Origin of the sequence: Aliiroseovarius crassostreae, assembly GCF_001307765.1 — a bacterium.
GTDB classification, from domain to species: Bacteria; Pseudomonadota; Alphaproteobacteria; order Rhodobacterales; family Rhodobacteraceae; genus Aliiroseovarius; species Aliiroseovarius crassostreae.
Map to the genome: position 1 here is coordinate 545,557 of NZ_LKBA01000006.1, position 20,219 is coordinate 565,775.

Sequence of the window (20,219 nt, forward strand, 5' to 3'; positions counted from 1 at the left end):
GAAAAGAACGCCGAAAAGCCCCCTCAGAGACACTGTCGCCCGGAACATGCGCAAGTTTCGGGCTGAGCGCGGTTGGTCTCAGGAGCGTCTCGCGGAAGAGGCTGGTTTGAATAGAACCTACCTTAGCGCAGTCGAGCGTTCTGAACAGAATATATCCATTGATAATCTGTACCGGGTTGCGGTTGGATTGGGTGTCGAAAGCTGGGTTCTCTTAAAAGACTGAACATGCCTTGTGCGATTGGGAATTCATATCGCCACAGCGCTGATCTTTTAACGACGGGGTATCGGCCATTTAGTGACTAAAATGGCCGTGTCACCTGACGCACCACAACAGCGCCCCACCCGTCAGGTCAGCCGCATTTCGAATGGCCGCAGCTACCGCAGGTCATGCAGCCTTCAACCATGCGCATGTCATATTGGCCACAGCTTGGGCAGGCGGGGCCACGCGGGGCTTCGCCGATGGCCATGACCTCGGCCTGCGGATCCGATTTCGGGGCCATGCCTTCCGCTTCGAGGAAGCCGGTATTGACCATGTGGCGTTCGATAACGCCGCCGATCGCGGCCAGGATCGACGGGATGTATTTCCCTTCCATCCAGGCACCGCCACGCGGGTCGAACACGGCTTTCAGCTCTTCGACCACAAAGCTCACCTCACCGCCACGACGGAACACCGCCGAAATCATCCGGGTCAGCGCCACGGTCCAGGCGAAATGTTCCATGTTCTTCGAGTTGATGAACACTTCAAACGGGCGGCGATGGCCGTTGATCAGAAGGTCATTGATGGTGATGTAAAGCGCGTGTTCGCTGTCGGGCCATTTCACCTTGTAGGTATGCCCTTCGAGCGATTGCGGACGGCCCAGCGGCTCGGACAGGTAGACCACATCGGCACCGGTTTCGATCTCGGGCGTCTTTTCGCTTTCCTCGCTCACCGACAGAACCGACCCGGTCACATCGTTCGGGCGATAGGTGGTGCAGCCTTTGCAACCCAGTTCCCACGCCTGCATGTAAACCGACTGGAACGCGTCAAAGCTGATGTCTTCCGGGCAGTTGATGGTTTTCGAAATCGAGCTGTCGATCCATTTCTGCGCAGCGGCCTGCATTTTCACGTGATCCGCGGGCGCAAGCGTCTGCGCGTTCACGAAATAATCCGGCAGCGGCTTGTCCCCGAATTTGTCACGCCACATCTGCACCGCGTAATCGACCACTTCTTCCTCGGTGCGGGTGCCGTCGGGTTGCAGCACCTTACGGGTGTAAGCATAGGCAAAGACCGGCTCGATGCCCGAGCTGACATTGCCGGCGTAAAGCGAAATGGTGCCGGTGGGGGCAATCGAGGTCAGCAGCGCGTTGCGGATGCCGTGTTCACGGATTGCTTCGCGCACGTCATCATCCATCTGCAGCATATTGCCGGAATTCAGATAGGCCTCGGCGTCGAACAGCGGGAACGGGCCTTTCTCTTTCGCCAGATCCACGGATGCCAGGTAAGACGCGCGGGCGATGAGTTTCATCCAGGCTTCGGTCTGGGCCGCGGCCTCATCCGAGCCATAACGCAGGCCGAGCATCAGCAGCGCATCGGCCAGACCGGTCACACCAAGACCCACACGGCGCTTGGCCTGGGCTTCCTGACGCTGTGCTTCAAGCGGGAAGCGCGACACATCCACCACATTGTCCATCATGCGGATCGCGGTGCGCACCAGTTTATCGAGCGCCTTCGGATCCAGCTTTGCGTTTTTCTCAAACGGGTTTTTCACAAGGCGGGCCAGGTTGACCGACCCGAGCAGGCAGGCGCCATAAGGCGGCAGGGGTTGTTCGCCGCACGGGTTGGTCGCGGCAATCTGCTCGCAGTAATTCAGGTTGTTCATCTGGTTGATGCGGTCGATGAAAATCACACCCGGTTCGGCGTAATCATAGGTGGCGCGCATGATCTTGTTCCACAGATCGCGGGCCTCAACCGTGTGATAGATCTTGTCGCCAAACTTCAGATCCCAGCTGCCATCGTCCTTGACCGCTTTCATGAAATCATCGGTCACCAGCACCGACATGTTGAACATGCGCAGACGGGCCGCATCCGATTTGGCGGTGATGAAATCTTCGATATCCGGGTGGTCGCAACGCATGGTCGCCATCATCGCCCCCCGGCGCGAGCCTGCCGACATGATGGTGCGGCACATCGCATCCCACACATCCATGAACGAGAGCGGCCCGGAAGCATCCGCCGCCACGCCTTTCACATCGGCGCCACGCGGACGGATGGTCGAGAAATCATAGCCGATCCCCCCACCCTGCTGCATGGTCAGCGCGGCCTCTTTCAACATGTCGAAAATGCCCGACATGCTGTCCGGGATCGTGCCCATCACAAAGCAGTTGAAAAGCGTCACGGACCGGCCGGTGCCGGCACCCGCGGTGATGCGCCCGGCGGGCAGGTATTTGAAATCTTCCAGAGCTTCGAAAAACTCACCCTCACGCTCCGGCTCATTTTCCGCAAGCGAACGGGCAATGCGCCGCCAGGTATCTTCGACCGTCTTGTCTTCAGCCTCCCCACCCGACTTTTTCAGTCGGTATTTCATGTCCCAGATCTGTTCGGCAATAGGGGCGGCAAAACGAGTCATTGAAGCTTTCTTTCGGCTATCTTGTTGAAATCTTTCGGGGCGCACGCACACAGCATCCGCTTGCCCCATCCTGTCAGGGATGACATTTATACCAGAGAGGGGCAGGCTGTCACCAGCTATGTTCAAAAAATATCAACATTTAGTGTGGCGCGGCAGAAGGGCCACATAGATATAGTGATCTATCAGATCTTAGTCCGGTGGAATAAATGGGCCATATAAACCTGCTAAAGCTCTGCGTCGGCGCAGAAAAAGTCGAAGACCTTGAGGCCTGGCAGGCGATGCGCCGGGGGGAAAGCGGTCGTCCCAATCCGATGCATGTGACCCGGATGTGGCCCAAACGCGAATCTGAACTGATCAACGGCGGGTCACTCTACTGGGTCTTTAAGGGGCAGGTGCTGGCCCGGCAAGAGGTGATCCGACTGGAAGAGGTGATCGGACAGGATGGGATCCGCCGCTGCGGGATCGTCCTGTCAAACGACGTCATCCGAACCGAAGCCCAGCCACGGCGGGCCTTTCAGGGCTGGCGCTATCTGAAACCCGAAGACGCCCCACGCGACCTGCCCGAAGCGCGTGCTGGCGATGATGAATTGCCTGCCGAACTTGCATCGGCACTGGCAGATATCGGCATTCGCTGACAGGTTGCGCGCGCCCTGCGGCAATTTCCGAACTGGACAGCAAACATGTCGCTGCTAGACCGTTTCGGAATAAACATATGTTTCAAGTTTGTCCCGAAACGCTTTAGAATCACGCAACCAACAGACTGCTAGGACCTCCCATGACACTCGGCACCCATATCCGCACCTATTTCAACGGAAGCTGGCATGAGGGAGATCTGCCGGTGATGAAGGCCGCGGACCATGGCAGCTGGCTGGGCAGCACCGTGTTTGACGGCGCCCGGTTTGCCCATGGGCTTGCCCCGGATCTGCGCGCCCATTGCGACCGGGTGAACCGCTCGGCCAAGGCCCTGATGATCACCCCAACCGTGCCAACCGATGAGATGGTTGCCATCGTGCGCGACGGCCTGTCCGCCTTCACCCCGGAACAGGCGGTCTATATCCGTCCGATGTATTGGGGTCTGGATTGCGGACCGCTGGGGATCATGCCGAAAAAGAACTCGACCGGGTTTGCGATCAGCCTCGAACAGGTGCCGCTGCCCCCCGAGGACGCCACGACCACCCTCACCACCACCCGGTTCCGCCGCCCGGTGCTGGAAAGCGCGGTGGTGAATGCCAAGGCCGGCTGCCTTTATCCCAATAACGGGCGCATGATTGCCGAAGCACAGGCAAAAGGCTACGGCAATGCGCTTGTGGCCGATGCGCTGGGAAACGTGGCCGAAACCGCCTCTTCGAACGTGTTCATGGTGCGCGATGGTGCGGTGTTCACCCCGGTTCCCAATGGCACTTTCCTGGCGGGCATCACCCGCGCCCGACACATCAGAAACCTGCGCGCCGATGGGGTCACAGTGCATGAATGCACGCTGACCTTCGACGATTTCCGCGCCGCCGATGAGGTGTTTTTGACCGGGAACATGCACAAGATCACCCCCGTGACCGAATTCGACGGCACCCATTATCAGCTTGGCCCAATCACCCAACGCGCCCGCAAGCTTTACTGGGACTGGGCACATTCTGAGGATGGTCGCGCCAGTTAAGCGTCAAGGGGGCCGCACCGCTCTCACACCCAAACCCGGCAAAAGCAATGGACAGAGCCGCGCCCCTCGGGCAGACTGGCCCCGGTTGAAGGCCCGCCCACCGAGGGTGCGCCGCAAAAGGGACAAAAATGCGTAAGTTTCTCGTGATCCTCGACGACAGCCGTGAATGCCTGAACGCCATGCGCTTTGCCGCCATGCGCGCCGCAAAAACCGGTGGCGGGGTCGAAGTGCTCTCGATCATCCCACCGGATGAATTCAATCATTGGATCGGCGTGGGCAACATCATGCGCGAGGAAAGCCGCGAACGGATCACCGTGCATTTCGAGGTCTTCGCCAAATGGATGCGCGACCGGCAGGGCGTTGATCCCGAACTGGTGATCCGCGAAGGCGAAATCGTGCCCGAGATCATGGCGCAGATTCGCGAAGACCCTGAAATCGGCGTCCTTGTGCTGGGCGCCGGGTCGGGCAAATCCGGCCCCGGACCGATTATCACCCAGATGATGCGCGCCTCGGCAGAGCTGCCGGTGCCCATGACCATCGTTCCGGGCGAAATGTCCAAAGACCGGTTGGAAGAAATCACCTGATCCCCCCTCCCGCGCCCTTACGCCCTGTCGGGCGACAGGCTTGGGCGTGGCCTCGCTGCGCTCGGTTCATTCCTACCTGCACCACCCCGCGCCGCACGGGGGCTTTGCGTCGTCGCCGGGGGGAGCTGGCAAAGATCATACAGGGGGAGCAGAACCGGCTTGAACATGCGGCGGTCAATACAGTGCGCCTGTCGCTGCAACCGCATGTCCGATCCATGACGCGCGAGATGGCTGGGCTGGACAAACCGGAGCTGGTCACAGCCAGCATACGGAGTGTTGAGGGGTGATTAAGGCGCTAGTTTTGGGTCTGTGCTGGCTCTACTACTGTGCAGGAAACTATAGCGAACACAAATTTACTGGACTTGTCCCGGTTTAGTTCCGGACCAGGAGCTCTCATGTTAAGCGGCTTTCCGTTCGAAAGTCACGGGGCTTTTGTATCCAAGGGCTGAGTGCCGTCGGCGTGGGTTGTAAAAACCGTTGATGTACTGGAACAGCGCCAGTTCGTATTGCCGGCGAATGTACCAGGGTTGCGGCCAGGCCAGCTCGGCCCTCAGTGTTTTGAAGCAGGTCTCAAGGGCAGCGTTGTCATAGCAATTTCCCTTGCCGCCCATCGAGACCTTGAAGCCGCGCTGTTTCAGCGGCTTCTGGTCCTCATGCGAACAATATTGGCTGCCGCGGTCGGTGTGATGGATGCAGCCTTTCGGGGGGGCAGATTGATCGCCGTGAACGGTATACTCCAGGCAGGCCGCAGAGCTGGCGCTGGCTGAGTTTACCGTCGCACTGGTCGATGAATGCGACCCTCACGTCTTTTGCCTCGCGAAAAGGCCGTGGCCTTTTTTAGCACGCCCCTCTCCTCCTTCAGGATGCGGTTCTCCCGTCGAAGCCGTTCACTCTCCCGTGCCAGATCCTGATCGGGCCCGGAAACAACCGCTTCTTCGTCAAAGGATGTGATCCATTTGTTCAGCGTTGAAAGGCCCCCCCAAATCCGCAGAAACCTGTCGCCGCGTCAGGCCGCGCGTCAGCGCGATACGCACCGCATCCCGCTTGAACTCTTCACTGTGTCCGTTTGCCATAGTTCAAGGCAATATTGCTCTCAAAGGGCCGGAACTGAACCGCGACAAGTCCAGAAGACTGGACTGAAACGGACGTTGAAGAGGTGCTCAAGGCAAGCCTCGTCATTCGGGAACTGCTGGAAAAACTGGCGGACGTTTGTCTGTTTCATACATATGATATGGGAAACCGACTACCGTATGCCAGGGGTTAAATCCCAACTAGTTTTCTGGTTTTGATTTCCCCGCAGGCCCCGTCCCCGGGGGTCAGCCGCGTTGAATAAAGCGGAAGATCGACGAGGCACCCCATCCTGCGACAATGGCGATAAACAGCGACAACAGGCCATAGATCAGGGGCTGGTTGCGGGCAAGGTTGAAGATCCAGCGTTCAAGCCCAACCTTCTGCACATTGATCACGGTCTCATAACTCGCCGCGACATAGCCGCCACGGGTCAGCAGGATCCGCGTGCGATACTGCCCCTCGGTCAGGTTCGAGGGCAAGGCAATCCGTGTGTCAAACAACGTGTCTTCCCGAACGGTGACATTGTTTTCCAAAAGCCGGTAGGTGCCCTTGTTTTCACGAATACGGATCAGCGCGCGGGTGAATTCCGTCGGATCCTCGTTGGTGAACGGGCTTTCGCTGATCTGGATCGCGCGACTGACCGAAACCAGATGGCGCAGGTCATCCAGAACGCTGATGGATCCGTCCAGTGTGGACGAGGTGGACACGGCATAAAAGCTTGGGGCGGATGCGATTTCCAGAGCATCGGTATTGACCCAGATCCCAAAGCGCTTGTCCTTCTTGCGCACGGTCACGGGGTGGTTTGGACCTTCGACCACCACCACCACTTCCAGCGGTTCATCGGTCGGTGCGGGGCTTTCACGTTTAACCGCGCCGAAGATCAGGATTTCGGATCCCACGAAGGTTGCGTTGATCGACACCATATTCTGGCTCAGGCCAGCGACGATATCCTCTTTTGCCTGCACAGGAAGGGCGGCACATATCAGGGCGAAAAGCGGGGCGAGGAAACGTCTCAATGGCCCGCCCCCGTGCCGATCTCGAACAGTTCTTCCGGCTGGATCAACAGATCCAGGGCCAGCTTGCCGCAGACGACCAGCACCATCAGCGCCAGAAGAATACGCAACTGCTCGGCTTTCAGCTTCACCCCGATCCGCGCCCCGATCTGCGCGCCCACGACCCCGCCGATCAACAGCAATACCGCCAGCGCCATATCCACCGTATAGTTGGTTGTGGCATGCAAAAGAGTGGTGAAAGCGGTGACAAAAATGATCTGGAACAGGGACGTGCCCACAACCACTTTGGTCGGCATCCCCAACAGGTAAATCATCGCGGGCACCATGATGAACCCGCCGCCGACCCCCATGATGGCGGCCAGCACACCCACCAGCACGCCCACCAGGATCGGTGGAATGACGGAAATATACAGCCCCGACGTGCGGAATTTCATTTTGAAGGGCAGGTTATGCACCCAGTAATGCTTGCGCCGGGTGGACACCACCTTGCCGCCGCGGGTCTTCACAATGGCGCTCAGGCTTTCCAGAAACATCAGCCCGCCAATGATCCCCAGAAACAGCACGTAGGAGAGCTTGACCAGAAGATCCACCTGTCCAATCGCCTTGAGCGCATTGAAAAGCTGCACACCAAGGGCTGCGCCGATCAATCCCCCGACCAGCAGCACCAGCCCCATCCTCAGATCCACGGTCTTTCGCTTGAAATGCGCCAGCACCCCGGAAAAGGAGGAGGCCACGATCTGATTGGCCTCGGTCGCCACCGCCACTGCCGGGGGAATGCCGATAAAGAACAGAAGCGGCGTCATCAGAAACCCCCCTCCGACACCAAACATGCCTGACAGGATCCCGACGATCCCGCCAAGCCCAAGGAGCAAAAAGGCATTCACCGAAACTTCGGCGATCGGAAGATAGATTTGCATCAGCAGACCGAGTTGTATCGAATTGGAGCGTTAACCCAATTTATTGCGCAATTTCAGCTCTCTCGTCACGGGCTAAATAGCGGCGAACCAGTTTTTCCAGCTTTTTTGCTCCGAGTGGCGCCATGGCTTTGGTATGTTCGTGGCTGATCGCTTCGTCCGACAGGCCCTGTGCCATGTTGGTGATGGTTGAAATCCCCATTACGCGCAATCCCAGGAACCGGGAAAGAATCACCTCCGGCACCGTGGACATGCCCACCGCATCCGCCCCCAGCGTGCGGATCGCACGGATTTCGGCCGGGGTTTCAAACGAGGGGCCGGAATACCAGGCATAGATGCCCGGCTTCAGGGCGATGCCCTCATCATGTGCAATGCCCTCAAATGCGCGGCGCATATCCGCGTCATAGGCCCCGCCCATCGGCACGAAACGCGCGTCTGTCGGCTCGCCGATCAGCGGGTTGAGGCCTGAGAAGTTGATGTGATCCTCGATCAGCATCAGATCCCCCGGCGGGATGTCACGGCGCAATGACCCGGCGGCGTTGGTCAGGATCAGCCGGTCAGCACCAAGCGCCTTCAGCACCTCCAGCGGCAGGCGCATCACATCCGCCCGCCCGCTCTCATAATAATGCGCCCGCCCGCCAAAAACGGCGACGCGGGTGCCTTCGAGCTGGCCGATCACGAGGTGCGGATTGTGGCCGGACACGCCTGCATGGGGAAAACCGGGAAGCTCACTGTAGGGGATCGCCACCCCCTCAACCGCATCCGCAAGATGCCCTAGGCCGGACCCCAGAACCAGGCCAAGCTCGACCGGTTCATGGCCCGCCAGATCGCGAATTTTCGCGGCAAGGGTGTCAGCGTTCCTTGACATAAGGTTCCCCCCCGGCTTTGGGCGGCACCGCCTTGCCGATAAAGCCTGCCAGAATGATCACGGTCAGGATATAAGGCAGGGCCTCCATGAATTGTGAAGGCAGGGTGATCGGCCCGATTTCCAGTTTCGGATAGCGGATCGAGATCGCCTGAAGCAGGCCAAAAAGCAGCGTGGCGCCCAGTGCGGGCACCGGCTTCCACTTGGCAAAGATCAGGGCGGCCAGGGCGATGAACCCGCGTCCCGCGCTCATTTCCTTGCCAAAGCCCGAGCTGAGACCGGTGGCCAGATAGATCCCGGCCAATCCGCACAGCGCCCCGGCAATCACCATCGCGATATAGCGCAGGCGGATCACCGAAACACCTGCCGTATCCACGGCCGCCGGGTTCTCGCCCACCGCGCGCAGGCGCAGGCCAAACCGGGTGCGGTAAAGCCCATACCAGGTGACCGGCACCAAAAGCAGCGCCACATAGACCAGCAAAGTATGGCCGGACAGAAGATCGGAATAGATCGGCCCGAGGTAAGGCACATCCTTCACCGCATCTGCAAATGGCAGGGGGATCGGGTCAAACCGCTCTGGCCCTTCAAGCGTGGGCGTACGTCCGCCCAGCCCGAACCAGCCGTTGCCAATCAGCACGGTCAGGCCTGAGGCGAGGAAGTTCAGCGCGACCCCTGAGATCAGCTGATTGCCGCGGAAGGTGATCGACGCCACGCCATGCACCAGCGAAAACCCGATCGAGACCATGATGCCCGCCAGCATCCCCCACCAGACCGAGTCGTAATGGGCCGCCACGGCCGCCGAGAAGAAGGCTGCCACAAGGATCTTGCCCTCAAGCCCGATGTCAAACACCCCGGACCGTTCCGAGATCAGCCCCGCGAGGCAGGCCAGCAAAAGCGGGGTTGCCATGCGCAGGGCTGAATCGAGGATTTGAATGATGGTCAGAAAATCCATGACTTATGCCCCCTTTCGCTTGGCGGCGCGGATGAAGGCGCGCTCTACCGGGATGCGGATCATATTGTCGAGTGCGCCGGTGAACAGGATCACCAGACCCTGAATGACCAGAACCAGCTCACGCGGGATCGACATCCACAGGGCAAGCTCGCCGCCACCCTGATACAGGAACCCAAAAAGAAGTGCGGCCAGCAACACCCCAAACGGGTGGTTGCGCCCCATCAACGCCACGGCGATGCCAATGAAACCTGCCCCTTCGACCGAGTTCAGGATCAGCCGCTCGCTTTCGCCCATCGTGTTGTTGATCGACATCATGCCCGCCAGTCCACCGGACAAGAGCATCGCGATCATGGTGATCTTGACCGGTGAGATCCCGGCATAGACAGACGCGCTCTGGCTTTGGCCAAAGGACCGGATCTCATACCCCAGGCGCGACCTGAACAGCAGCAGATAGACCGCCACGCAGGCGATCAGGGCGATCAGGAAAGAGACGTTGACCGGGGCGGATTTCGAAAAGGCGATGCCCAAGGGCGACAGAATGTCGTGGAAAGTGGGCAGGTGGGTGGCTTCGGGGAAGCGGGCGGAAGCCGGATCCATCGCGCCTTTTGGGCGCAGCAGGTTTACCAGCACATAATTCAGAAGTGAGGCGGCGATAAAGTTAAACATGATGGTGGTGATCACCACATGGCTGCCACGCTTTGCCTGCAGATAGGCCGGGATCACCGCCCAGAGCGCACCGAACAGCGCGCCCCCCAGTATGGCAAACAGGATCGCAATCGACCAATGCGGGAAGGGGATGTAAAGGCACACCAGCGCCACGCCCAACCCGCCAAGCGCCGCTTGCCCTTCGCCGCCGATGTTGAACAGTGCGGCCTTGAACGCAATCGACACCGCAAGCCCGGTGAAGATGAAATTGGTGGCATAGTAAAGCGTATAGCCCCAGCCATAGCTTGACCCCAGCGCCCCGGTGATCATCAGTTTGACCGCCTCAAACGGATCTTGCCCAATGGTGGCAATCACCGCCATGGACAGGGCAAAGGCCAGGGTCAGGTTCAGGGCGGGGATCAGGGCCACATCTGCCCATTTCGGCATTTTTTCCATGTCCTAGTCCTCAGCCTCAGCGTATTTAGTGATGGTCCAGCCGGTCATTGCACGGGTATCCTTACCACCCAACCCCGCCATTAGACATCCAAGACCTGTTTCGGTCGCGGTCTGGGCGGGGCCTTCCCCCATGATATGTCCGTCAAACATCACGGCAATGCGGTCTGAGAGTGACAGGATTTCCTCAAGCTCCACCGACACCAGCAAGATCGCCTTGCCCTGATCGCGCAGCGCGACGATCTGTTGGTGAATGAACTCGATCGCGCCAATATCCACACCGCGGGTCGGCTGACCGACCAGAAGCAGGTCCGGGTTGCGCTCGATCTCTCGTGCCACGATGATTTTTTGCTGGTTGCCGCCGGAAAAGCTCTTGGCCGCCAGATTGGAGTGCAGCGGGCGCACGTCAAACCGGCCCATCTTGTCCCGCGTGACTTCAATCATCTTCGCATTGTCCATCAGGACCGCGTTTTTCTGGTATTCCGGGTCATCGTGATAACCGAACACCATGTTCTGCCAGGCCGGAAACTCCATGATCAAACCGCGCGCCTGCCGGTCCTCCGGCACATGGGCAATACCCCGCTGCCTGCGCGAGCGGGCATCGGATTTCTTGCCGGTCAGGTTCAGTTCCTGCCCGTTGAGGCGCACGGATCCGGTCGCCTGCGCATAGCCACCCAGAACTTCCATCAGCTCTGATTGGCCATTGCCGGACACACCTGCGATGCCAAGGATTTCGCCCGCGCGGATCGTCAGGTCAATGCCCTTGACGCGTTCGACCCCCTGCTCGTCCACCACGCGCAAGTTTTCGATTTCAAGGATCGGTTTACCCGGTTGCGCGGGGGTTTTATCCACTGACAACAGCACCTTGCGGCCGACCATCATCTCGGCCAGCTTCTCGGGCGTGGTGTCCTTTGTTTTGACCGTATCGGTCATCTGTCCGCGCCGCATCACAGATACGGTGTCGGTATATTCCATGATTTCGCGCAGCTTGTGGGTGATCAGGATGATCGTCTTGCCCTGCGCACGCAGCCCGTCGAGGATGCGGAACAGGTGGTCCGCCTCGGCGGGGGTCAAAACCCCGGTGGGTTCGTCCAGAATAAGAATGTCAGCCCGGCGATAAAGCGCCTTGAGGATCTCGACCCGCTGTTGCTTGCCCACGCCCAGATCTTCGATCAACGCATCCGGGTCCACCCGCAGTTCATATTCCTCGGCCAGTGCCGTCAACTCGCGGCGGGCCTTGGCCAGTGACGGGCGCAAAAGCGGACCATCCTCGCCCCCAAGGACCACATTTTCCAGAACCGAGAAGTTTTCGACCAGTTTGAAATGCTGAAACACCATGCCGATGCCAGCGCGAATGGCGGCCTGGCTGTCCGGGATCTGGGTCTCAACCCCGTTGATGAAGATCTGCCCCTCGTCGGCCTTGTAAAACCCGTAAAGGATGGACATCAGGGTGGATTTGCCCGCGCCGTTTTCGCCGATGATCCCGTGGATCGTGCCCGGCTGGACGGAAATCGAGATGTCCTTGTTCGCCTGCACCGGTCCGAACGCCTTGGAAATACCACGGAGTTCAATGGCCGGGGAACCTGAGGGGGCAGCAGTTGCCTGCTGCCCCGGTTCGTTTCGCTGTTCGCTCATGATCAGAAATCAAGCACCGGGCAGCTGTCATTGGTGTAGTAGCTGACCACGTCGATTTCGCCCGAAATGATTTTGGCCTTGGAGTTTTCCACCGCGTTTTTCATTTCAACAGTCACCAGCGACGAGTTATTTTCGTCCACCGAGTAGCCAACGCCGTCTTCGGCCAGGCCCAGACGAATCTGAGTGCCGGTTTCAAGCTCATCACCTGCTTTCATGGCTTCATAAACAGCCACGTCCACGCGTTTCAGCATCGAGGTCAGAACCTTGCCCGGATGCAGGTGGTTTTGGTTCGAGTCAACGCCGATCGACAGAACCCCCTCAGCGTCTGCAGCCGCTTGCAGAACACCGATGCCGGTGCCGCCCGCTGCGGCGTAGATGACGTCAGCGCCCTGGGCAATCTGTGCTTTCGCAAGCTCGCCGCCGCGCACCGGGTCATTCCATGCGGTCGGCGCGTTGCCGGTCATGTTGGCGACAATCTTGATGTCCGGATTGGTGGCCAGCGCGCCCTGGGCATAGCCACAGGCAAAGTGACGGATCAGCGGAACATCCATCCCACCGATAAAGCCGACAGTCCCGGATTTCGATGCCATGGCGGCCAGTTGCCCCACCAGATAGCTGCCCTGATGCTCTTCAAAGGCGATCATCTGAACGTTGGCCGGAATTTCCGGCATGAACCCGTCGATATTGACGAATTTGGTGTCAGGATAATCGGCCGCCACATTGGCAACCGGATCTGCCATGGCAAAGCCAGTGGTCACAATCGGGTTGGCACCCGCTTCGGCAAACCGGCGCAGGGCCTGTTCGCGCTGCGCTTCGGACTGCAGTTCGATTTCCAGATACTTGCCGCCGGTTTCATTTGCCCAGCGCTTGGCGCCGCGGAACGCCGCTTCGTTGAAGGATTTATCGAATTTACCGCCCAGGTCGAAGATGACGGCCGGATCGGCCAGAGCCGCGCCAGCGGTCACGGCAACTGCAGCTGCAGCTGCAGCGCCTAGAAGGGTCTTCATCAGGGTCATGTGGTTCTCCCGTTATCAGTGTTGGGTCGCCCCCGGTCATTTTTTGACCAATTGGTGTGATTCCCATTTTCAGAGCGAGAAAGTCGCTGCGCAAGATCATCCGGTTTTTGGGTCAGAGGGCAAGGGGAAGGCAACGGAATGACTGGGGAAAGCCGTGATTTGCGCTGTTTTTCGCGGCGGTTAACGTTGGGTCAATCGTTTCGCAATTGTTTCAGCATCCCGATGGCATCCTGTTTTTGACCATTTGGTCTGTCGTAATAACCGACCCGGCGACCGGATTCGCGCCACCCCACACCTCGATAGAGTGATAGCGCTGACACGTTATCAGCGGCAACTTCCAGGAACAGGTCTTGCGCCCCCCGCACCGCACTTGTCGCCTCGAACCGGGCCAAAAGTGCGCGGCCCAGCCCCTGACCACGTGCCTCGGGCAGCACCGCGATGGCCAAAAGCTCGCTTTCGCCCGCAATTTCCCGGCCAAGGGCAAACCCCTGCTCGGCCACCTCGGCAAAGACAAAAGGCGAGGCGAGCAGCTCTTCAAACTCCTGAGCGGACCAGTGTCGCATGTTGTCAAAACTGGCCGCATGGATCCGGGCAAGTACGGTGGGGTCAGGAACGATGCCGGACATCGCTCAGTCCAGAACAACCGGGGCCGGATCGCGTGGCGGGGCGGCATCGGCGGGGCGGATATAAAGCGGGGCGGGGCGGGCTTCGGGCATTTGCCAGCGCGTGGCGGCAATCCGGGCGATGGCCGATGCAGGGGAAAAGGCCGCGGGAGCATGGGGCAGGCCGGTCATTTCGGCGACTTCATCTGCCCGCTGGCCAATGCAGCAAAGGCCGGGCAGCGCCCAGTCTGATGCGTCCCCAATTGGCACCAGTTCCGGCCCCCGGTTATTGCCCATCGCAAAACGCTGAAGATACAGGTGATCGCGCCGGGCATCGAGGCAGGCCAGAACCGGCCCCTCCGCCCCGAAGGCCAGACATTCAAGCAAGGAAACCCCGATGGCCGGTTTGCCCAAAGAAAGCGCAAGCCCGCGCGCGGCAGCCACGGAAATGCGAATGCCGGTGAAATTGCCAGGTCCAATGCCCACCCCAATCGCCTGCAGCTCGCGCCAGCTTACCCCGCCGTCCTGCAGGACCTCGTCCAGCAGTGGCATCAGCCGTTCTGCCTGGCCCTTGGCCATTTCTTCATGACGGCTGGCAACAACCACGTCCCCGCGCAGCAAAGCGGCCGCGCAATGCGCGGCCGATGTGTCAAACGCAAGGATCAATGGTTCAGGCGGCAACAGGGCGTACCTCGACCACTTCCGGGATGTAATGCTTGAGCAGGTTCTCGATGCCCATTTTCAGGGTCAGGGTCGAGGAGGGGCAACCCGCACAGGCCCCTTGCATGTGGAGATAAACAATGCCGCGCTCAAAACCGTGGAAGGTGATGTCCCCTCCATCCTGGGCCACGGCGGGACGAACACGGGTGTCCAGAAGCTCTTTGATCTGCTCCACGATCTCGGCATCCTCACCCGTGTGCTCCGCATGTCCGGACGCGGCCTGACCATCCGCCTCCATGACGGCAGCACCGGATTGGAAATGCTCCATGATCGCCCCGAGAATGGCGGGCTTCACATGGTCCCAATCGACCGCATCCGCTTTGGTGACGGTCACGAAATCTGCTCCGAAGAAGACGCCGGTCACCCCGTTCACGGCAAAGATACGGCGCGCAAGCGGCGAGGCTTCGGCCGCGTCTTTCGAAGGGAAATCAGCCGTGCCCGCACCCAGAACATCCTGTCCGGGAAGGAATTTCAGCGTGGCGGGGTTCGGTGTGGATTCGGTCTGGATAAACATGGCGCACCTTTCGGAAACGTTCCGGGCTGTACAGATCGGACAGAGCCGGAACATAAGAGTTGCAATGGATATGCGCCTGAGGGGCAAAACTGTCAAGGTTTGGTGCTGCTACGCACTGACACGGCGCACCTGCCGTGTCGCTCCGCCGCGCGACCGGTGGCTCACGTTGTGAGCCTGCCAGGGGCGCTGCCCCTCGCGAGGCAAGCTCGCTCACCCCGGGATATTTTCGGCAAGAGGAAAAGAGCACCTGCCATCTTCCTCTTGCCGAAAATATCCTGGGGGAGAGCCGCAGGCTCGGGGGCAAAGCCCCAGCAGGGCGCGCAGCGGCGCAGGCAGGAATGAACCGAGCGTAGCGAGGCCACGCCCAAGCCTGTCGCCCGCAAGGGCGTAAGGGCGCGGGAGCACCTCACCTGCCTCTTCACCCTTGCCCTTTGCGGCCAACAGGCCTAGGGCTATCCGTCATGAAAATACTCTTTCTTGGCGATATTATGGGCCGTGCGGGACGTCGGGCGGTTACGGAGCGATTGGCGAAGCTGCGCGAGGCGTGGAAGCTGGATTTTGTTGTGGTGAATGGCGAAAACGCCACTTCGGGCCACGGGCTGTCCGGGACGCATGCAAAAGCGATGTTCGAGGCGGGTGTCGACGTGCTCACACTTGGGGACCACGCTTTTGACCAGCGCGACATGCTGACCTTCTGCGAGCAGGAAAAACGTATCATCCGTCCGCTCAACTTTGCCAAGGGCGCACCGGGTGCGGGCGCACGGGTGTTCAGTGACCGGAGGGGTCGCAAAATTCTCGTGACGCAGGTTCTGGGGCAGGTGTTCATGAAGCGTGCCTTTGATGATCCCTTTTCGGCCATTGATCAGGTGTTGCGCAAATACCCGTTGGGGGGCGCGGTGCAGGCCGCGCTGGTGGATATCCATTGCGAGGCAACGTCCGAGAAAATGGGGATGGGGCATTGGTGTGACGGTCGCGCCAGCGTGGTGGTTGGCACCCATACTCATGTGCCCACCGGGGACGCGCAGATCCTTCCCAAAGGCACGGCTTTCCAGTCGGACGCGGGCATGTGCGGGGATTACAATTCCGTCATTGGCATGAAGAAAGACGAGCCGATGAACCGTTTCATCACCGGCATGGTGAAAGGGCGGTTTGAACCTGCGGGCGGCGAGGCGACCCTGTCGGGGCTTTATGTCGAGACGGACGACCGCACCGGGCTTGCCGTCAAGGTCAGGATGGTGCGTGAGGGGGGGCGTCTTGCCCAATCCACCCCGCTGGATGAGTGAGATGCCGTTTCGGCTGATCGGTGTGCTGGTGCTGCTTGGCGCGGGCTGGGGACTGGTCGGAGTGCTGTCAAAGCCGATTGTTCAGGCGGGTCACGGGATTTATGGCATTATCCTGTGGCAGATGGTTGTCGGGGCTGTGATCCTCTCCTTGCTGACGGTGCTGCGCGGGCGGCGGGTGCCGATGTTTGATCGGTCGTTTGGCCCGTCCGCGCGCCGCCACCTGCCACTTTACGTTTTCGTCGCACTGTGCGGGACGATCCTGCCCAATGCTGCCAGTTACCTTGCGCTGGATCACCTGCCTGCAGGCATTATGGCGATCATCATCGCCGCCGTGCCGATGTTCGCCTTTCCGATTGCACTCGCCCTGAAAAGCGAAAGTTTTGATCTGAAGCGGCTGTTTGGCCTGCTGGTCGGGCTGGTCGGGGTTGCGATCCTGGCCGGGCCTCAGGCCTCCTTGCCCGAAGGGGCGACGTTCTGGATTGCCATCGCCTTGATTGCGCCCGCGCTTTACGGTGTCGAAGGCAATGTGGTTGCGAAATACGGCACGGATGGGCTTGATCCCGTGCAGGTGCTGGCCGGGGCGTCGATCATCGGCATTCCGTTTGCCGCCGCGATGTGCCTGGTCACCGGCGGGTGGGTCAGCCCGTTTTCCGGCTGGGATCACACCAAGACCCTGATCGTCACAAACTCGATCATCCACGCCTTTGTCTATTCCGGTTATGTCTGGCTGGTGGGGCGTGCCGGGCCATCTTTTGCCGCGCAGGTGAGTTACCTTGTCACCGGATTTGGGGTGCTCTGGGCGATGCTTTTGCTGGATGAGCGCTATGGTCCCGCAGTCTGGGGGGCGCTGGCGGTGATGTTCCTGGGGCTGTTTCTGGTCCAGCCCCGTGCAGAGCGTCCATCACATAGCGCAGGCGAAACGACCGGAATTTGAAAACTGAAGCTTGCCCACAGGGGCGCAATTGGCAAAACTGGTGGGCAGACGCCTGATAAGAACCAAGATAAGGACAGGGTATGGGGTTTTTCGAGTTGAGCCAGAGCACGCAGGCCGTGATATCTCTCGTTGTGGTGCTGGGCATGTTTGTCTTGTTCGTCCGCGAGACTTTCCCCACCGAAGTGGTGGCGATTGCCGGGGTGGCGGTGATGCTGATCACCGGGATCCTGCCCTATGAAACTGCGCTGAAAGTCCTGTCCAACCCGGCCCCCTGGACCATTGCGGGCATGTTCATCGTGATGGGGGCGCTGGTGCGCACCGGTGCGCTGCAATGGTTCACCCATATTGCGGAAAGGCAGGCCGAAGGCAGCCCGATGAAGGCGCTGGGTGCGCTGATGGCCTTTGTGGTTGTGGCGTCGGCTTTCGTGTCCAACACCCCGGTGGTGGTGGTGATGATCCCGGTCTTTGTGCAATTGTCGAAAAAGATCGGTATGTCGGCGTCGAAACTGCTGATCCCACTCAGCTATGGGGCCATCCTGGGCGGCACGCTGACGCTGATTGGCACCTCGACCAACCTGCTGGTGGACGGGGTTGCGCGCGCCCATGGGCTTGCACCGTTCTCGATTTTCGAGGTGACCCCGCTGGGGCTGATACTGGTCGTCTGGGGGATGGTGTATCTTTATTTCGTGGCGCCCAATATCCTGCCGGACCGGACGTCGCTGGCAACCATGCTGGGCGGGGACAAGTCGCGCAAGAAGTTCTTTACCGAAGCGGTGATCCCACCGGAATCGAACCTGATCGGGCGTGAAGTGACCGGTGTGCAGCTGTTCAAGCGCGAAGGGGTGCGGCTGGTGGACGTGATCCGCGGCGATGCCTCGCTGCGCCGTGACCTGACCGGTGTTACGTTACAGCTCGGGGATCGGGTGGTGTTGCGCACAGCGATGACGGAACTGCTGAGCCTGCAACGAGATAAGAGCCTGAAACGGGTGGACCAGGTGTCGGCGGTGGAAACCACCACGGTTGAGGTGCTGATCACGCCGGGCTGCAAGATGGTTGGCAAGATGCTGGGCAAGATGCGCCTGCGCCGCCGCTACGGGGTCTATCCGCTGGCCGTGCACCGCAAGAACCAGAATATTGGCCGCCAGCTGGACAGTCTGGTGGTGAAAGTGGGGGATACGCTGCTTTTGGAAGGGGCCCCCGAAGACCTGACGCGTCTGGCACAGGATATGGATCTGGCGGATGTCTCGCACCCGTCCGAACGTGAATACCGGCGCGGCCAGGCGCCACTGGCGATTGCAGCCCTGCTGGGGCTTGTGGTGTTGGCAGGGCTTGGCGTGGCGCCGATTTTCCTCTTGGCGGTTCTGGCCGTGGCGCTGGTTCTGGTGACACGCTGCATTGATGCGGACGAGGCGTTCGGAGCGGTGGATGGGCGCCTGCTGGTGCTGATCTTTGCAATGCTTGGGATTGGGGCCGCGCTTGAACACTCCGGCGCGGTGGCCCTGATCGCCAATGCAGTGGCCCCAGCACTGGGCAAGCTGCCGCCTTTCTTGATTGTCTGGGCCATTTATCTTCTGACCTCGGTGCTGACCGAACTGGTGTCAAACAATGCGGTGGCCGTGGTGGTGACACCGATTGCGATTGGTCTGGCAGATGCGCTGGGCCTGGATGCGCGCCCGCTTGTGGTGGCGGTGATGGTTGCGGCCTCGGCCAGCTTTGCCACCCCGATCGGCTACCAGACAAATACGCTGGTTTATGGCCCCGGTGGATATAAGTTTGCCGATTTCCTCAAGGTTGGCATCCCGCTGAACCTGTCGATTGGGGTGCTGGCCTCGGCCATCATCCCGCTGATCTGGCCGCTGTGATGGCAGCAAGCGGGGTCGCATCGTCCCTTGCCCGCAGGACGGCTGAGGTCCTCGCCAAGCGGCAGCTCAATTTCGAAATGAGCACAGAGGCGCTGGATTGGGGCTGGGCAATGATAGATGCGGGGGCAGAGAGTGACACCCTTTATGCGCTGACCGCCCTGACCCCACCGCTGCACTGGGGGGAGCTCAACAGGTTGATCGACCAGATCGCGCGGGATCTGGAACTCCCACAGCCAGGGAATGATCAGGATGCCACCCGTTGGCTCGCCCACGGGCATCTGAGCGATATCGCACTGGCAAACGGAGATGACTTCGCCGCGCTCAAGAAAGTGTCACGCCTCTGGTTTGATCATGAGACCCCGGACCTCGCGCCGTTCTATCGGCTGAAACATGCGATCCGGGAGGTGGAAACAACCGGCCAGCAGGGCCATGTGCCGGGGCTGACCCTGGGCAATTGGAAAGAGCAGCTGGCGGATGCGGCACAGGAGTGGCTGACTCGTCACCCCTTACCTGCGGGGTTCTGCGGATTGGAGTAGACTTGGGCAGGGGGCGCCGCCGCGTCGCTCCGCCGCGCGACCGGTGGCTCACGTTGCGAGCCTGACAGGGGCGCTGCCCCTCGCGAGACATGCTCGCTCACCCCGGGATATTTTCGGCAAGAGGAAGATGGCAGGTGCTTTTTTCCTCTTGCCCCAATATCTGTCGTGTTGCTTCGGTCAACACTTGGCACTGCCGAAAGCATAGGCAAGAGCGCATAGGCACCAAATATCGGAACACTATTTGTCCATGCGTTTTTTCAGCAGTGCAGCCGTTTGTCCTTCGCGCGGCGGCTTCAAAGTCAGAGCCCACACCACTTGATGCTGTGGACTGCACGAACAGCCGTAAGCGTTTCGACTTCTTAT

20 protein-coding genes and 1 pseudogene are annotated in these 20,219 nt (G+C 60.0%); 9 read left to right on the forward strand and 12 right to left on the reverse strand.

Going from position 1 to position 20,219, the window contains the following annotated elements:
- Positions 1–46: 46 nt before the first annotated feature.
- Positions 47–223, forward strand: a complete 177-nt coding sequence (locus AKJ29_RS09020) for a helix-turn-helix domain-containing protein (RefSeq protein WP_055190019.1) — start codon at positions 47–49, stop codon at positions 221–223.
- Positions 224–350: 127 nt separating this feature from the next.
- On the opposite strand, the gene AKJ29_RS09025 is transcribed toward AKJ29_RS09020, so the two are convergent.
- Positions 351–2,606, reverse strand: a complete 2,256-nt coding sequence (locus AKJ29_RS09025) for an adenosylcobalamin-dependent ribonucleoside-diphosphate reductase (RefSeq protein ID WP_055190021.1) — start codon at positions 2,604–2,606, stop codon at positions 351–353.
- A 206-nt stretch (positions 2,607–2,812) separates the two neighbouring features.
- Here AKJ29_RS09025 and AKJ29_RS09035 point away from each other — a divergent pair, with 206 nt between their 5' ends.
- The 4 genes from AKJ29_RS09035 to AKJ29_RS19265 all read left to right on the forward strand — a co-directional run bounded on the left by AKJ29_RS09035 (position 2,813) and on the right by AKJ29_RS19265 (position 5,128).
- Positions 2,813–3,241: a DUF1489 family protein gene (locus AKJ29_RS09035; protein ID WP_055190026.1), complete on the forward strand. Its 429-nt coding sequence runs from the start codon at positions 2,813–2,815 to the stop codon at positions 3,239–3,241.
- 140 nt (positions 3,242–3,381) lie between these two features.
- Positions 3,382–4,257, forward strand: coding sequence for a branched-chain amino acid aminotransferase (locus AKJ29_RS09040; RefSeq protein ID WP_055190028.1), 876 nt, complete (start codon positions 3,382–3,384; stop codon positions 4,255–4,257).
- 128 nt (positions 4,258–4,385) lie between these two features.
- Positions 4,386–4,841: a universal stress protein gene (locus tag AKJ29_RS09045; protein ID WP_055190029.1), complete on the forward strand. Its 456-nt coding sequence runs from the start codon at positions 4,386–4,388 to the stop codon at positions 4,839–4,841.
- 104 nt (positions 4,842–4,945) lie between these two features.
- On the forward strand, positions 4,946–5,128 hold the full coding sequence (locus AKJ29_RS19265; protein WP_139231482.1) for a hypothetical protein: 183 nt from the start codon (positions 4,946–4,948) through the stop codon (positions 5,126–5,128).
- Between the two features lie 111 nt (positions 5,129–5,239).
- Here the strand turns inward: AKJ29_RS19265 and AKJ29_RS20545 are convergent.
- The 11 genes and pseudogenes from AKJ29_RS20545 to AKJ29_RS09105 all read right to left on the reverse strand — a co-directional run bounded on the left by AKJ29_RS20545 (position 5,240) and on the right by AKJ29_RS09105 (position 15,241).
- Positions 5,240–5,914 (reverse strand): annotated as a pseudogene (locus tag AKJ29_RS20545) (integrase core domain-containing protein).
- A 243-nt stretch (positions 5,915–6,157) separates the two neighbouring features.
- On the reverse strand, positions 6,158–6,928 hold the full coding sequence (locus AKJ29_RS09060; protein ID WP_055190034.1) for a TIGR02186 family protein: 771 nt from the start codon (positions 6,926–6,928) through the stop codon (positions 6,158–6,160).
- Positions 6,925–7,842 (reverse strand): sulfite exporter TauE/SafE family protein, encoded by a 918-nt coding sequence (locus AKJ29_RS09065; protein ID WP_055190036.1) that lies wholly within the window; start codon positions 7,840–7,842, stop codon positions 6,925–6,927. Before AKJ29_RS09065 ends, AKJ29_RS09060 begins: the two co-directional genes overlap by 4 nt.
- A 40-nt stretch (positions 7,843–7,882) precedes the next feature.
- The gene (locus AKJ29_RS09070; protein WP_055190038.1) at positions 7,883–8,707 is read right to left on the reverse strand and encodes a purine-nucleoside phosphorylase; all 825 of its coding nucleotides are present in this window, start codon (positions 8,705–8,707) and stop codon (positions 7,883–7,885) included.
- Entirely contained in the window at positions 8,691–9,656 is a 966-nt protein-coding gene (locus AKJ29_RS09075; protein ID WP_055190040.1) for an ABC transporter permease, read from the reverse strand. Before AKJ29_RS09075 ends, AKJ29_RS09070 begins: the two co-directional genes overlap by 17 nt.
- Before the next feature lie 3 nt (positions 9,657–9,659).
- Complete coding sequence (locus tag AKJ29_RS09080; RefSeq protein ID WP_055190042.1) at positions 9,660–10,757, reverse strand: ABC transporter permease; 1,098 nt, start codon at positions 10,755–10,757, stop codon at positions 9,660–9,662.
- Between the two features lie 3 nt (positions 10,758–10,760).
- The gene (locus AKJ29_RS09085) at positions 10,761–12,389 is read right to left on the reverse strand and encodes an ABC transporter ATP-binding protein (protein WP_055190044.1); all 1,629 of its coding nucleotides are present in this window, start codon (positions 12,387–12,389) and stop codon (positions 10,761–10,763) included.
- Between the two features lie 2 nt (positions 12,390–12,391).
- Entirely contained in the window at positions 12,392–13,405 is a 1,014-nt protein-coding gene (locus AKJ29_RS09090) for a BMP family lipoprotein (RefSeq protein ID WP_055190046.1), read from the reverse strand.
- Between the two features lie 191 nt (positions 13,406–13,596).
- Positions 13,597–14,031: a GNAT family N-acetyltransferase gene (locus AKJ29_RS09095; protein WP_055190048.1), complete on the reverse strand. Its 435-nt coding sequence runs from the start codon at positions 14,029–14,031 to the stop codon at positions 13,597–13,599.
- 3 nt (positions 14,032–14,034) lie between these two features.
- The gene (gene tsaB / locus AKJ29_RS09100) at positions 14,035–14,688 is read right to left on the reverse strand and encodes a tRNA (adenosine(37)-N6)-threonylcarbamoyltransferase complex dimerization subunit type 1 TsaB (protein WP_055190050.1); all 654 of its coding nucleotides are present in this window, start codon (positions 14,686–14,688) and stop codon (positions 14,035–14,037) included.
- On the reverse strand, positions 14,678–15,241 hold the full coding sequence (locus AKJ29_RS09105; RefSeq protein ID WP_055190052.1) for a NifU family protein: 564 nt from the start codon (positions 15,239–15,241) through the stop codon (positions 14,678–14,680). The genes tsaB and AKJ29_RS09105 overlap by 11 nt, the downstream gene beginning before the upstream one ends.
- A gap of 461 nt (positions 15,242–15,702) precedes the next feature.
- On the opposite strand from AKJ29_RS09105, the gene AKJ29_RS09110 reads away from it, so the two are divergent.
- The 4 genes from AKJ29_RS09110 to AKJ29_RS09125 all read left to right on the forward strand — a co-directional run bounded on the left by AKJ29_RS09110 (position 15,703) and on the right by AKJ29_RS09125 (position 19,856).
- Positions 15,703–16,524, forward strand: coding sequence for a TIGR00282 family metallophosphoesterase (locus AKJ29_RS09110; protein WP_055190054.1), 822 nt, complete (start codon positions 15,703–15,705; stop codon positions 16,522–16,524).
- A complete protein-coding gene (locus tag AKJ29_RS09115) occupies positions 16,496–17,458 on the forward strand; it encodes a DMT family transporter (RefSeq protein ID WP_235477372.1) in 963 nt (320 codons plus the stop codon). The genes AKJ29_RS09110 and AKJ29_RS09115 overlap by 29 nt, the downstream gene beginning before the upstream one ends.
- Before the next feature lie 80 nt (positions 17,459–17,538).
- Complete coding sequence (locus AKJ29_RS09120) at positions 17,539–19,320, forward strand: SLC13 family permease (protein ID WP_055190058.1); 1,782 nt, start codon at positions 17,539–17,541, stop codon at positions 19,318–19,320.
- A complete protein-coding gene (locus AKJ29_RS09125) occupies positions 19,320–19,856 on the forward strand; it encodes a hypothetical protein (protein ID WP_055190060.1) in 537 nt (178 codons plus the stop codon). The genes AKJ29_RS09120 and AKJ29_RS09125 overlap by 1 nt, the downstream gene beginning before the upstream one ends.
- Positions 19,857–20,219 lie beyond the last annotated feature (363 nt).